Below are 14573 nucleotides of genomic sequence, written 5' to 3' on the forward strand. Positions count from 1 at the left end.
GCTTTCAGATCCTTACCAGGCCGTTACGCCAGTGCCTTTGTAAACCTTATCAAACACTTCTTTAACGGCATTATTCTGATAAGAGCTGACCAGCGTTTTCACCCACGGTGCATTCGCATCCGCAGTTTTAACAGCGATGAAATTGTTGTACGGGTTACCTTTTACCGGTTCCTGTGCGATACGGTCTGCCGGTGTCAGCCCGCTTTTCAGCGCCCAGTCAGTGTTAACAATAGCGGCGTCCAGATCCGGTACGGAGCGGCCAATAATGCCGGAATCAAGCTCTTTGATTTTCACGTGGCGCGGGTTTTCAGTGATATCTGCGGTTGTGGCAAAAATCCCTGCGCCCGGTTTCAGTTTAATCACACCCGATTGCTCTAACAGAACCAGGCCACGCGCTTCGTTTGCCGGGTCATTCGGGACGCCAATCACTGCGCCATCTTTCAGCTCAGCGGCAGTTTTCACTTTTTTAGAGTACAAACCGATCGGCCATACGGCGGTGTAACCGACGCGGACGATATCGTAGTGATTCACTTTGATTTGGTTATCGAGGAACGGTTGATGCTGGAACGCGTTGGCGTCTACTTCGCCGTTTTGCAGCGCTTCGTTAGGCTGGTTGTAGTCGTTAAAGACGACAGGCTTTACGGTCAGCCCTTTTGCGGCAGCCTGTTTGACCACTTCGCGCCAGACATCTTCGTCTTCACCACTCATGATGCCCACTTTGATGGTTGTTTTATCGGCGGCGTGCGCAACGGCAAGTGGCGCCAGAAAACTGCCGGAAATCACCACGGCAGAGGTAGCGGCCAGTAAAATAGTACGTTTAAGGCGAGTCTTCGTTTTATTGAACATTGCTTGCATGGAGTATCCCCAAAATTTAGATGAGAAGCCTGCACAAAGCTGAGTTTCCGTGCAGGAATTTGGCGAGTATACCCATAGGCTTATTTCTTTATAATATTGTTTAAGAGATACATATTTCTGAAATGAATATGTGAAATGGCATAGTAAATCGATAAAAAAGATAACCTTGCGGGAGTAAGGTAAATGACGTGCCGGTGCCATAAAAAAACCCGCCGCAGCGGGTTTTTCTCATTTCAGAGACGAATACTTTTATGACTGCGGATCTACTGGCTGAACTTCCAGCGATACCATCCCGATGCCGAGTTTAGGCGGTTCAAAGCCGCCGCTGGTGCCTTCTGTCGGTTCGGTCGGCTCAGGAGGTGTGATCACGATGCTTTGCGCCGCATCAGGGTTTGTAAACTGCACTTTCACAATGCCGTCAGTGCTCCCGAAGGTGACAAATTGCTCCTGATCGCCAACGCGAACAGAAACCGGTTTGTCGATGTTTTTACCGTAAGCGCGCGCACGTATCACCACATCGAAAGTCTCCGGCAGCGGTTTGACATAGTCAATTTTCACCGCAGGTGCCAGATTGGCATCTGACCAGCGCCCCCAGTTTTCGACCGTGGAAACACCCGTAATCGCTTTCACCTGCTCAGGCAGGCCCGGCACCATAAATGCGATGGACGGCGACTGATAGGTGGTCGCTTCATCATCAATATTCAACGCTGCCAGTGTTTTCTGGTAAATCGCATTGCTGCCCGACGTATCTTTCGAGAAATCGACTTTCCCTTTAAAGGTCTCTCCGCTCACCTGCACGATTGACGGTTTCGCACCAAGGTTGCCGGACGCCACGCACAGGCCGGTATTAAGCGACAGTTCCGGTGCCCAGACGCGACCCATTTCATAACATTTATCGACCCAGACAAAGTTGTCGCTGGTCGCCAGACCGGCGAGCTGTTTTTTGAGCGGCGTAGACAGATACACATCAAACATTGGCTCAATTTTGTCTGAGGTTACTTTCAGAATAAAAGGCGTTTTAATGGTCATACCGGAGAACGTGAAACTGCTGTCTTTGTTGTTCACCGTATAATTCTTGATACTGTTCGGGAAACCCCATTGCTTGATCACTGCAGGTTTCCAGGCATTGACTTTGTCATCGATATTGAGGAACTGCGCCGTCATGGACGTCGCTGAAATACCACTTCGCCCCAGACCGATGTAATTATCACCGCCCATGATATCCAGAACCGTTGCCCCATTATCCAGGGTGCTGCGTTTCGCCGCATTCAGGTCACCGACAGGGTTACGCCCGTCAATCACAAAGAACAGATCCTTACGGTTCTGTTTAGTCAGAATGTTATAAGCCGTGTTGTTCATCGCCAGATGATCCGAAGACACCACAATGATGGTGTTATCGAAATATCCCGATTGCTTGATTTTATCGATAAACGCCGCAAGCAGTTGCTGGCTGCACGCTACAGCGCTCAGTGACTGGTTGGATTTGCCATTCACTTTATAATCTTTACGTGTACAACCCCGGGAAATAAAACCATCCGGGTGATGTGTATCGACCGTCAGCGCGAACAGGGAGAAAGGTTTGCCCTCTTTGCTCAGCTCAACAAATTTCTTGTACGCCTCGTCAAGCAGCGTGTCGTCGTACCAGCCCCAGTCATTTTTATACGCCGGGTCAGCGACGGTCGGGCGCAGTTCGTTATAACCATAGAGATGATCAAAACCGTGGGATTTCAGGAAAGTGCCTTTACCGGCAAACGCCAGTTCCGCTCCCTGATAGAAGTAGTTGGTATAGCCAGCGCCTTTCAGCACATCGCCCAGGCAGACATTTTCCGGGTAGAACGTGGATAACGCGCTGGACGCATTGCCATCAAACGGTGCAAACAGCGGGATACCGCACTGTGAAGCCACCATACCTGCGATGGTATACCCCGTGCCCGGTACCTGTTTGGTGTTCGTAAAATCGATACTTTGTGCTTTATGGCGGCTTAACTCGGTCGTCAGCCCCGGGAACACTTTGTCATCAAAATACGTCCGCTCCAGACTTTCGCCATAGATATAAACCAGGTTCGGCTTTTTCGCCCCTTTGACGATTTTTTCCGGCACTTTGTAGTAAGTCGTAAAGTCTGCGCCACTGCCGGTAATTTGTGTTTTCACCAGACGGGAAATGTTTTGGAACGCCTGCGTGGACCCTACCGAGAATACCGCCAGCACCACGGCCAGCACGCTGTACACCGCGCTGCTGTTTTTAGCACGACGCTGTTTCAGCCCCCACGCCAGCAGTGCAAACACTGTAATCAGCCCGGTAAGTAAGCCAATGAATGGCAAGATATATTTGTTCAAGCCCGCGCCTTTCAGGCTGCTGGTCACGGTATACAGCACGGCGTCGGTAATCCCATCGCCGGTGAAATAGTTACTGCCAATCAGGATGACATTGAGGATGACGTAAAGACCGAGAAAAAACAGTACAAGTGAGAACCAGACACGGCTGGCCGATGCCCGGGTGATATAAAGAAAGATAGAGGAAAGAAATAAAACAAAGGAAATCATCTCAGAAACCATTTCAGCACCCTGCCTGATTAAACAATAAACTCTACGACCCAACTCTGCTGTGTTGAGAGCAGCGCCGATGGTTCAACTCATCGAGTAAATGGACCATTTGCCATTCACTTCATCCTTGAGACAGGAAAATTCATGCCAAAAACGGATAGCGCTATATAGCCCGTTGTTCCGGTAGGATCAACGTCCTGATTGTGCTTCAGGTCACTGATTTATCCGAATAAACTGATCTTCTACAAATTTTTGAAGGCTAACTCCGCATGATAACCCAGAAATTTAACTTTGCAGTCACCTTTCTGTAAGAAAGTCATGGTAGCGAAACAGTATGAGCTAAATGTGGAGGGAGTGAGAAAAATGATTAAAAAATTGGAAGGAAGCCCGCAATACGCGGTATTGCGGGCTTAAAAAAGGAAAAATCAGATTCCGCCTAAATAAGCTTTACGCACCTCCTGATTCCCTAATAATTCTTCACCTGTACCGCTCAGGCGGATTTGCCCGTTGACCATGACATAACCACGGTCTGACAATTTCAGTGCATGATGCGCATTTTGCTCAACCAGAAATATGGTCATTCCATTACGGGCCAGTTCACGCAGCGTCTGAAAAATTTGTTTAACGATAATGGGTGCCAGCCCCAGGCTGGGCTCATCAAGCAGCAACAATTTCGGGCGGCTCATCAGTGCACGTGCAATCGCCAGCATCTGCTGCTCACCGCCGGACATGGTCATTGCCCTCTGTTTACGCCGTTCTTTCAGACGGGGGAATAAATCGAACATGGTTTGCAGATCTTCCGCCGCGTATTTATTTCCCACCGGAATGGTGCCCATCAGCAGATTCTCTTCGACGGTCATATCCGGGAAAACCCGCCGCCCTTCCGGGGATTGCGCAATCCCCGCCGAAGCCACAAAGTGCGTGGATTTACGGCTGATATCTTCCCCGCGAAACAAGATTTGCCCGCTCTGCACACGCGGCTGCCCGAATATCGACATCAGCAGCGTCGATTTCCCGGCGCCGTTGGCTCCGATCAGCGCTACCGTTTCGCCTTCGTTAACCTGTAACGACACTTTCTGAAGCGCCTGAATCGCACCATAGAAAACATCAACTTCGTGAAATTCCAGCATCGCTTCACTCATAAGCTGACCTCGTCGTCTTCATCAGCACCCAGATAAGCGGCGATAACTTTGTCATCATTCTGAATTTCCTGCGGAATACCTTCAGCAATCACATCGCCGTGGTCGAGCACAATAATGTGGTCGGAAATTTCCATCACCATCCCCATGTCGTGCTCAATCAGCAAAACGGTAATATCGTGGTGGTCGCGCAAAAAGCGGATAATTTTGCTCAGCGTGCGCGTCTCCACCGGATTCAGCCCGGCCGCCGGTTCGTCGAGACAAATCATTTCCGGCGAGGTGCACATCGCCCGGGCGATCTCCAGACGCCGCTGCTGACCATAGGACATTTCACCCGCAAGCCGGTTGGCACAGTCGACCAGTTCAACCACCTCCAGCCAGTAAAATGCGCGATCAAGCGCCTGATTTTCTGCCCGACGATAGCCCGGCGTATTCAGCACACCGGCAATCAGATTGCGGTTGGTTTGCATGTGCTGTGCCACCAGCAGATTTTCAATGACCGACATTTCGCGAAACAGACGGATATTCTGGAATGTTCGCGCCAGCCCGGCACGGTTGACCAGATGCGTTCCGCCAAACATTTTGTAGAAGATACGTTTGCCGAGCTGCGCGGGTTTTACCCAGTCATCCGGTTGAAATTTCTGCCCAAGTACCTGAATAACATTGGTCGTGCGGCGCTGCGTATTCAGTAAAATATTGCCGCCTGTCGCTTTATAGAAACCCGTCAGGCAGTTAAACACCGTGGTTTTCCCTGCGCCGTTAGGCCCGATTAATGCGGTGATCGACCCGCGCCGTACCTCAAGATTAACGTCGTTCAGCGCCTTAATACCGCCAAAATGCATCATCAGATGTTCAACGCTGAGGATATTTTCATTCACAAGGGAAGCCGTCATGGCGCAACTCCTTTACGCACGGTAAACCCGCTGCGGCTGATGCGGATTAACCCGCGCGGACGCCAGATCATCATCACCACCATTAAGACACCAAACAGCAACACGCGGTATTCTGCAAAGCTGCGCAACAATTCCGGCGCCACGGTGAGGACGAACGCCGCCAGCACCACGCCGATGGTCGAGCCCATACCGCCGAGCACCACAATAGCGAGGATCAGCGCAGACTCAAAAAAGGTGAACGATGTCGGATTCACAAACCCCTGATATGTCGCGAAAAATACGCCCGCGATCCCGGCTGTTGATGCCCCGAGCGTAAATGCGGAAAGCTTCACCAGCACATGATTCAGCCCCATGGCGCGGCAGGCAATTTCATCTTCACGCAGCGCTTCCCATGCACGGCCAATCGGCATGCGGGTCAGTCGGTGTTTGATAAACAGCACCAGCAATACCACCAGAACCAGCACCGCATAGATGAAAATAAACTTCATGTTCGGGTTATACGTCAGATGGAAAAACTCATGAAACGGCACGCCGCCCTCTTTCGCCCGCCGGCCAAATTCCAGCCCGAAAAACGTCGGCGGTGGCGCAGAAACGCCGTTCGGCCCGCCGGTGAACGACAGCCAGTTAGTCAGCACCAGCCGGATGATTTCGCCAAAACCCAAAGTGACAATCGCCAGATAATCGCCGTGCATGCGCAGCACAGGGAAACCCAATAATGCGCCAGCCAGTGCGGCCATGAACGCCGCCAGCGGCAGCATCGACCAGAAACCCAGACCAAGATACTGATACCCCAGCGCCAGCCCGTACGCACCAATGGCGTAAAAAGCCACATACCCGAGGTCTAACAGCCCGGCCAGCCCGACGACAATGTTGAGCCCAAGACCTAGCAGCACATAAATCAGCCCCAAAATAGCCACCGTCAGAATGTATTTTGTGGCAACAAACGGGAAGAAGATGGCCAGTACAATCAGCAGCGGAATAATCCAGCGCAGATTGCTTTTGTAATCCGGCGGGCGGACATAAACCCCTGCACTGTCTGATTCAAACCGTGCACGCATTTTCTGCCCGGCGGTTGTTTCTAGAAAGGCACTGAGTATGAAACGACCGAGCATCACCGCAGCGATAATCCAGATAAGCCGTTGAGAATGAAAGCTGAAGCTATAACCATCAAGCACGACACCGACCACGGGCCCGAAAATAATCAGAGCCACCAGCCCGGCAAAAATGGAATCCAGTACGCAACGTTTGAGCGAGAAACCGCTGCCCGCAGGAGTTTGTGACATCATTTATTTCCCCTCACACTTTCGTCACAACCGGACGACCCAACAGGCCCTGAGGGCGGAAAATGAGGATCACCACCAGTAATCCAAAAGAGAACACATCTTTGTAATCGGAATTCACCATGCCCGAAAACTGCGCTTCGGCAACCCCCAGAATCAGCCCGCCTAACATCGCCCCCGGCAGCGAACCGATGCCGCCAAGCACCGCCGCCGTGAAGGCTTTGATGCCGATAATAAATCCGGCGTAGAAATCAAAGGTGCCATAATTCATCGTGACTAAAACCCCCGCCAGCCCCGCCATCGCCGCGCCGATCATAAAGACCAGCGAGATAATGCGATCGGTGTTTATGCCCAGAATCGATGCCATTTTGCGATCCTGCTGAACAGCGCGACACATACGCCCGAGCCGTGTGCGGCTGATAATCCACGACAGCACCAGCATCCCGATAAAGGCCGCCACCAGAATAAACAGCTTGGTGTACGTCATCTGAACAAAACTCTCACCAATGTGGAAACGAACGGCACCATCGAGCATGGTCGGGATCCCCTGTTGTCGCGGGCCCTGACTGATTTGTGCGTAGTTTTGTAGGATAAGCGACATGCCGATGGCGGAGATAAGCGGCGCAAGGCGGGTCGAGTTTCGCAAAGGTTTATACGCGATGCGCTCAATCGCCCAGCCATAAACGCCGGTCACCACAATGGTGAACACCAGCGTGCCAAGGATCAGCAGCGGAAAGGAATGCAAACCGAAGAAGGAAAGCAGCGCCAGCGCTATGGCACACAGGTAAGCAGAAATCATGTAAACCTCGCCGTGGGCGAAGTTAATCATGCCGATAATGCCGTAAACCATGGTATAGCCAATGGCGATCAAACCGTAGACCGCGCCAAGAGTTATGCCATTAAACAATTGTTGCAGAAAGAATGAATCCATAAATACGCAGTCTCTTTTTATGGCCGCGCCAGGCTCAGGCGCGGCCAAAATGGCAAATAAGATAGCTTTATTCTTTTACTTCCTGATATTTACCTTTGTCATCCCATTTATAAACGACGTAGTCGGAGACTTTCAGGTCCCCCTTGCTGTCCCAGGATTTTTTACCCATGACCGTATCAACGCTGTTGGCCTTGAGCCAGGCGCTGGCTTTTGCAGAATCGCTGCCGCCGGTGGCTTTAAAGGCAGCGGCAATCGCCTGGACTGAGGCGTAGGAGTAGAGGGTGTAACCTTCCGGCTCAAACTTGTTAGCGCGGAATTTATCGATAACGGCTTTGCCGTCCGGGATCAGACGCGGATCTTTACCGAAGGTCATCAGAATACCGTTGGTGTATTGTGGGCCGCCGGCTGCCGTCACCATTTCTTCGTTCACGATGCAGTCACCGGAGAAGAAGGTCGCCTGAACGCCCTGCTCACGCATCTGACGCACCAACGGACCGGCTTCCGGATGGCATCCCCCGAAGAACACCACATCCGGTTTCTGCGCACTGATTTTGGTCACCAGCGCGTTAAAATCTTTCTCGCCGCGCGACAAGCCTTCGTACATCACTTCTTTCACGCCGCGCTTATTGAGCGCTGCTTTAGTCGCGTCTGCCAGACCCTGACCGTAGGTGTCTTTATCGTGGATGATGACCACTTTTTTGGCTTTCAGCTTGTCGATGATGTAATCGCTCGCGACTAATCCCTGCTGGTCGTCACGCCCGCACATGCGGAACATGTCGCTCATGCCACGTTCGGTAATTTGCGGGTTGGTCGACCCTGGCGTGATGGCGATAATCCCCGCATCGTTATAGACCTCAGACGCAGGCATCGTTGAAGATGAGCAGAAATGCCCGACAACGGCTTGTACTTTATCCTGATCAACCAGACGGTTAGCCACCGCGACGGCCTGTTTCGGTTCGCAGGCATCATCGCCCTGCACCAGTTTAATTTTCTCGCCATTAATCCCGCCTGCGGCATTAATGTCTTCGGCGGCCTGTGTGGCACCGTGCCAGTATTGATCGCCGTACGTCGCATTCGGGCCGGTGAACGGGCCGGCCACGCCAATCACAATATCCGCACGCGCAGAAAACGCAGTGACCAGACAACCGGCCAGTAAAAGAGAGAGAGGACTTTTCATAAATTTCATCGACATCATCATGATCCTTAGCACTGAGTTTGAGTAGAAACCTGAACTAAAAAGACAACTCTGAAGCAGTAATTTGAAATTTAACGCACAAGCCGACAGACAGAGGGTGACCCGCTTGTTCACCGATGGCGAATAACATCAAAGGTAAGAAACATAAGCAAAATATCTGCCAGTGTTACCCGACGTCTTAGAATGTTACGGGTTATGTGAGTATAGATAGTGCCCGGCAAGCGTTGCGGGCAACTGGCAGAAACAACGACGGGATCACACCGCACCGCACTGGTGCTGAAAAGAATAGGAAAATGGCCATACCCGGACGCCCTGCACCAAAATGCAACGAAAACATCGGGGGTTAAATCCAATGTCATATTTTTCCTTTGCTTCTTGCGGCGGGTTGTTTTGTAATGCGGGCAGATGATTACAACGGGAAATTACAGAACAATGAAGAGATTATCCTGCCTGACGGCGCTCGTTCTGGCGATGACATTAACCGGCTGCGCTGGCGATTATGTGATACACACCAAAGCTGGTGACCAGCTTTTCGCCCACGGTGAACCCGAACGCGACCGCGATACCGGCATGACCAGCTACACCGATATGGATGGCGATTACCATCTGATGAATACCAATGATATCGCCGGAATTGTGAAGAAGTAGAGGTCATGCCTTAACCCCGTCAGGGGGATCCCCCATCGCCCTGACCCTATATCACATCCGCTTCAATCTTTGAGATAATCACGCCATCAGTCGCACAGCGGTCAGATTTCCAGCCAATCTCTGCTGAAATATGAATCAGGAAAACATAGCTGTATGCAGTAATAAGGAACAGCTTTCGCAAGCTGTTGGAAAGGATGTCCCGAAGCGGGTAAATATGCCCAACATAATCATTAAGCGGCAAACTGCTAAAGCTCTCGGCTTAGAAAGTCCATCAATATGTTTGAGGATATGCGGTTATCAGGCCGCCTGTGTAAGCTGTCGCGCCGTAAATCATTATGCTTTTCATAAAATCCCTGTACCTGCGATTGAATTGCTCATTGTGAATCTGAGCTGACCGGGATAACCCTTAAATTTTGCCTGACCGCAATTTAGCGGGGCCCTTTCTTTTCGTTCCGTTACCGCCGATGTTTAGTTCCACTGTACGCTGTTCATGATATCCACCAGCTGTAGCTGTACCGCAGGCTTCGAATTTGTTTTATAGGATGTCGTGAAGATAGCCATTTTCCCTTTCACAGGGATCTGATAAATGAACACCTCCCACGTACCATTCCCGTAAGCATCCGTCCTCTGGTATGAAACGGTCAGGGCCGTTTTCTTGGCGACGGGGATGACGTAACAGTACGGTGCCTTCGTTACGACCATGCCTTGTTTTGCAAGAGCTGGAGACATGGTTTTCCCGATTGACTGACACAGTGCATCCAGATCCTGCCTGCTGGCATTCTTAATCTCATCCGGCGAAATGTAATCGTCAGAGATGGAGGCTCTGAATATCGCCTCATTTGAACCAGTGTCAGAGCTGGCCATTGCAGCGATCGGGGTATTTGTAGGGTGATCGTCAACCGCTCCAGCTTTTTTCTTAATCTCCATCACCTGTGCATGGGAGAGTAAAGACCAGCTTTCAGGTAGTTCGAGGCTAACACCCTGTCCGACCCCGTAGCGATGATAGCCTGCCTTTGGCGTGTCATCGTCGGCTGCAGATCCGGCTGGCGCGGCCAACGCAGCACTTGCACTATTGACTGCAGTAGGCTGTTCCTGAGCCTGACCGCCAGAAGAGCTTTCAACGTCATGTTCGCTTTGTATACGAGAAGCATCGGAGGCAATAAAAAAGATGACTTTAATTGCGATGAAAATGCCAATAAACACCAAAATTTTTTTGATTGTACGCACGTAGAAAATCCCAAAGTTAATTTTTTATAGTCAATGATTATGTAAGTATCCCGGTAAACTTGACCATTCATTTTTGGAAATCAGGCCTTATCGCCATCAATTACGATTTGTTTACAGCGGCGTTCTCAGCGTCTGCTCCTGGCATGAAGTCGCCGAGTCGGGCAGCATCAGGCGGCTGAGAGCGGGAAGCGGATTACTACACATCACAGTGGCTCACTATGAAACAGTCACGCCAATTGATACATGGAAATGAAGGATATACTCATGTCCCGACTAATCATTATTGATGGCAATCATATCAATTCGGAGCGTGATTTCCATATTACACTTTTCAGGCTATTGGATTTCGGGAAATATTATGGGGATAATACGGAGATAGTTGCAGGGCGGGATTTTCTATTTCCCGTGTCAACTTAAGTTAAATTAAAATGCAATAAATCTGTTTTTATATAAAAATTTTGGCCTCAGATAATAATCACACAATACCTAAGGGAATTTAATGAAGTTACTTCAAGGTTTGCTTTTTATACTGTCCGTTGCGATAACCGGTCAGGCCAGCGCAGCCACCACCACGCTGACTGATGTACTGGGAAATAAAATAACCTTAGATACGCCAGTGAAAAGAGCGGTATTAGGTTTCTATTTTGAAGATTATATGGCGGTGGGTGGTGAACAGGCGTTTGATCATATTGTCGGCATTTCGCGTGAAGCCTGGCATGGCAAAGTGCCGGCGAACTGGGATATGTATATTAAACACCGTCCTTCCATTGCCGACATTCCGGATATTGGTGAAATCGACCTGCACAACGTGTCGCTGGAAAAGTTAATCAGCCTGAAGCCGGATGTGGTCATTTTAGCCAGCTGGCAGTACGCGGCGTTGAAGTATGAAGTCACGCAGCTTCAGAGTTTGCATATTCCGGTTGTCGTGCTCGATTACAATGATCAGACGGTAGAAAACCATGTGAAATCCACGGAAATAATCGGGGTATTAACCGGCCAGACTGGCCGCGCCAATGAGCTGGCCCGACTTTATAAAAATAACATTACGCTGATTGAAGACAGGATCAGACAGGCAAATCTGCCTAAGCCAAAAGTCTACATTGAGTTTGGTAATAAAGGTCCGGCAGAGTATTCCTTCACCTATGGCGAAAATATGTGGGGCGTGATGCTGCGTCTTGCAGGTGGTGAAAATATAGCAGCGCCTTTTGTTAAACAGTGGGGCGAAATTAACCCTGAGCAGTTGCTGGTCGCCAGACCGGATGTCATTTTTATTTCCGGCAGGGAGAACAATAAAGTTGATACAGCACTGGAAATGGGCATCGGCGTCAATGAAGCCGTAGCAAGAGCTAAACTCAACGGGTTCACTCACCGTGACGGCTGGAGTTCATTACCGGCGATTCAGAATGGCAAACTCTACGGCGTTTATCAGGGCGCATCTCGTACGCTGGTCGATTTCACAATGGTACAATTTATCGCTAAATCTCTTTATCCTGATTTATTTAAGGATATTGATCCGGTGAAAAACTATCACGATTATTACCAAAAATACCTGCCAGTTATGCCGGTGGGCACCTTTGCGTTATCGGCCAGCGGCGGTCAACACTGACTGTTGATCTTGGTCGTTAACAGAAGCCCGGATTATCTCCTAATGCTTGTCAGTTAAATTTTTGACGGTAGCCGTAACGCGGGGCGTTGCGGCTTCTTTTTTACCACTCTTAGGGAGTTTCTCACCCTCCGTCCTGGCACAAAACCGGCTAAAGAACATCAGGCCGCCATGAGCGAAGAGACTGAAGAGCCTGTACGACGTGAGTTCATTTCCCAAAAGATTAGTCTGTTTCACTGTATTTAATGATCGGCTGACATGTAACCGGGAAATTAAGGGAATTCGCAATGAAACAAAGTTCGTGCGCACGGTGATGAAGCTCCATCGCATGATTGATATTATCTCCGGGGCGGATAGTGATTTCAGGTTTTAAAACAATAGAGGTAAAACACCCTTTCTCCCCTTCTCGCATCGTCCCCTCTGCACGATCGAGGTAGGTATAAACACTTATCCCTACTTCAGAACAAAGATGCAGATACCATAATTTATGACAGGCAGAGGCCGAGGCAACAAGCAAATCTTCCGGGTTCCAGCATCTGGCATCTCCCAAAAATGCGGGGTCAGATGACCCTGAAATGATGGCTTTCTCTCCTGCCGAAATCTCGTAGTTTCGATCATATTTTTTGTAGGATTCTGTACCGCTACCTTTGTTTCCTGTCCACTTTACGTTTACCTGATAGTGATGTTCACGCTGGGTCATTTTGGTGCTCCTGGTAGATTAAAAATTGAATTTTTTTTAAAAAGAAAATTTCTTTTCGCTGTTGTGTTTCTGGATACAACCTAACAAATGGTATACCATTATTCCATATTTTTTTGAGGAGTAATTTATGAACCTGACGAGTCTTTCAACAGCGGACTTGCTCGCAAATGAGCTAAGAAAAATGATTAATAATGGCACCCTTCATGACGGCGCAAGGCTGGTTGAAAGGGACCTTGCCAGCCATTTTTCTGTAAGCCGTATTCCGCTGCGGGAAGCTATCAGGCAACTCGAGCGTGATGGTCTGGTGGCAGTTTTTAGAAATCGTGGCGCAGTTGTTCGGACATTAACCATTGATGATCTCAATGAGATTTATCAGTTGCGCGCGTTACTGGAGGGCGAGGCGATTTTTCAAAGTGTCAGCAATCTGAGCGCAGATAATCTGGCGAGAGCTGAACTCACGCATAGCCTGCTGGCTTCAGCGGCTGAATTTGACAAGCAGGGAGCATTAAACCGTGAGTTTCACGATCTTGTTTACAGCGGATGCAAAAATCAGCGACTGCTGACCATGATTAATGACTACCGCAATCAAATTGAGCGATATGAATATCTTCAGCGACAGCTACTTTCTGAAACACCATTATTTCAGGAAGACCATGCGAATATTCTCTCTGCCTGCCAGCAACGTAATGCCGAAACAGCACGAGCTGAAGTCATTCGACATATTCACCTCGCCGGAGAAATGCTGAAAATTTTCGTCAGCAGTCGGTCGAATTAAACGCCAGGAGACAGAAAAGTCCCTGAAGAAGCCCACCCGTGGCACAAATCGGACCTGTGAGTTCCGCAATGAGCGAGGAGCGGACAGATTGCTATTGATTGCACCACAAGGTGATTTAAGCGTCTAATGTGGTTGAAAATCACAGGTCATTAAAGTTAGGTATTTTTTTGCCGATGTAACATGGACATCCATTCAGGGAGGAAGTCTCATGAGAAGTTTGGGTTTATCTGCGTTGCTTCTATTAATTATAGTTCCAGTTTCGTATGGTCAAGAAAATATTCAACACAAACAAACTCAGCCATATGTGATTAATTTTCTTAAAAAAGTAGCAAGTTCATCGGCAAGTTGTGATTTATTCAAAGATTTTTTAGCAAAAGATCCTTCAAATGAAAATAATAAAAAAATGATGTTAGGTTTTTGCGATAGCGATATTGATTTTTCGAAGCCAATATCATTCTCCGAAATGAGCACTCATCACTTTGAGGGGGCGAATTATGTGTGCGGAATCATTTCTGGCCGAACAAAAATCAATCAAAAAATAGGTGCTCGTTTTATCTCTGCAGAGCCACATCACTTGATATTGAACGTTAAATACTCACGCCGTCCCATTGCATACACGATTGATGATAAATACTTAGTTTATGAGTATCACTTGCAGGTGAAGTCATTTAATGAGCTTAACAAAAAATATTGCCAGTGAATGATAATTCAGGCTGATGTTCCAATAAACTATCGGGTGCTTGTGTCCACGCATGGCTCATACAGTTTTCAGCAAGTGAGATA

At 49.1% G+C, this 14573-nt stretch carries 13 protein-coding genes; 4 read left to right on the top strand and 9 right to left on the bottom strand.

Annotation, left to right across the window (positions count from 1 at the left end; all coding sequences use genetic code 11):
* Window positions 1–12 precede the first annotated feature (12 nt).
* The 7 genes from CWS43_RS10995 to CWS43_RS11025 form a co-directional block, all read right to left on the bottom strand.
* Window positions 13–855, bottom strand: coding sequence for a MetQ/NlpA family ABC transporter substrate-binding protein (locus tag CWS43_RS10995; protein ID WP_101076994.1), 843 nt, complete (start codon window positions 853–855; stop codon window positions 13–15).
* Between the two features lie 249 nt (window positions 856–1104).
* Complete coding sequence (opgB, locus tag CWS43_RS11000) at window positions 1105–3411, bottom strand: phosphatidylglycerol--membrane-oligosaccharide glycerophosphotransferase (protein WP_101076995.1); 2307 nt, start codon at window positions 3409–3411, stop codon at window positions 1105–1107.
* Between the two features lie 413 nt (window positions 3412–3824).
* Window positions 3825–4541, bottom strand: a complete 717-nt coding sequence (locus tag CWS43_RS11005) for an ABC transporter ATP-binding protein (protein ID WP_101076996.1) — start codon at window positions 4539–4541, stop codon at window positions 3825–3827.
* Complete coding sequence (locus CWS43_RS11010) at window positions 4538–5431, bottom strand: ABC transporter ATP-binding protein (RefSeq protein ID WP_101076997.1); 894 nt, start codon at window positions 5429–5431, stop codon at window positions 4538–4540. Before CWS43_RS11010 ends, CWS43_RS11005 begins: the two co-directional genes overlap by 4 nt.
* The gene (gene livM / locus CWS43_RS11015; RefSeq protein WP_198555828.1) at window positions 5428–6714 is read right to left on the bottom strand and encodes a high-affinity branched-chain amino acid ABC transporter permease LivM; all 1287 of its coding nucleotides are present in this window, start codon (window positions 6712–6714) and stop codon (window positions 5428–5430) included. Before livM ends, CWS43_RS11010 begins: the two co-directional genes overlap by 4 nt.
* A gap of 13 nt (window positions 6715–6727) precedes the next feature.
* Window positions 6728–7642, bottom strand: coding sequence for a branched-chain amino acid ABC transporter permease LivH (locus tag CWS43_RS11020; RefSeq protein WP_101076999.1), 915 nt, complete (start codon window positions 7640–7642; stop codon window positions 6728–6730).
* Between the two features lie 67 nt (window positions 7643–7709).
* Window positions 7710–8834 carry a branched-chain amino acid ABC transporter substrate-binding protein gene (locus CWS43_RS11025; RefSeq protein ID WP_101077000.1) on the bottom strand — a complete coding sequence of 375 codons (1125 nt, stop codon included), beginning with the start codon at window positions 8832–8834 and terminating at the stop codon, window positions 7710–7712.
* Window positions 8835–9269: 435 nt separating this feature from the next.
* On the opposite strand from CWS43_RS11025, the gene CWS43_RS11030 reads away from it, so the two are divergent.
* The gene (locus CWS43_RS11030; protein WP_101077001.1) at window positions 9270–9485 is read left to right on the top strand and encodes a YgdI/YgdR family lipoprotein; all 216 of its coding nucleotides are present in this window, start codon (window positions 9270–9272) and stop codon (window positions 9483–9485) included.
* Window positions 9486–9953: 468 nt separating this feature from the next.
* On the opposite strand, the gene CWS43_RS11040 is transcribed toward CWS43_RS11030, so the two are convergent.
* A complete protein-coding gene (locus CWS43_RS11040; RefSeq protein ID WP_101077003.1) occupies window positions 9954–10712 on the bottom strand; it encodes a hypothetical protein in 759 nt (252 codons plus the stop codon).
* A gap of 499 nt (window positions 10713–11211) precedes the next feature.
* On the opposite strand from CWS43_RS11040, the gene CWS43_RS11045 reads away from it, so the two are divergent.
* Window positions 11212–12318: an ABC transporter substrate-binding protein gene (locus tag CWS43_RS11045; protein WP_101077004.1), complete on the top strand. Its 1107-nt coding sequence runs from the start codon at window positions 11212–11214 to the stop codon at window positions 12316–12318.
* A gap of 220 nt (window positions 12319–12538) precedes the next feature.
* On the opposite strand, the gene CWS43_RS11050 is transcribed toward CWS43_RS11045, so the two are convergent.
* Window positions 12539–13015: an OsmC family protein gene (locus tag CWS43_RS11050; RefSeq protein WP_101077005.1), complete on the bottom strand. Its 477-nt coding sequence runs from the start codon at window positions 13013–13015 to the stop codon at window positions 12539–12541.
* A 127-nt stretch (window positions 13016–13142) separates the two neighbouring features.
* Between CWS43_RS11050 and CWS43_RS11055 the strand changes: the two genes are divergently transcribed.
* Together CWS43_RS11055 and CWS43_RS11060 are read left to right on the top strand one after the other, a co-directional pair.
* Window positions 13143–13790, top strand: a complete 648-nt coding sequence (locus CWS43_RS11055) for a GntR family transcriptional regulator (RefSeq protein WP_101077006.1) — start codon at window positions 13143–13145, stop codon at window positions 13788–13790.
* Between the two features lie 208 nt (window positions 13791–13998).
* Entirely contained in the window at window positions 13999–14490 is a 492-nt protein-coding gene (locus CWS43_RS11060; protein WP_101077007.1) for a hypothetical protein, read from the top strand.
* The last annotated feature ends 83 nt before the right edge of the window (window positions 14491–14573 follow it).

The sequence above is a fragment of the Rahnella sp. AA genome, assembly GCF_002834385.1.
Taxonomy (GTDB): domain Bacteria; phylum Pseudomonadota; class Gammaproteobacteria; order Enterobacterales; family Enterobacteriaceae; genus Rahnella.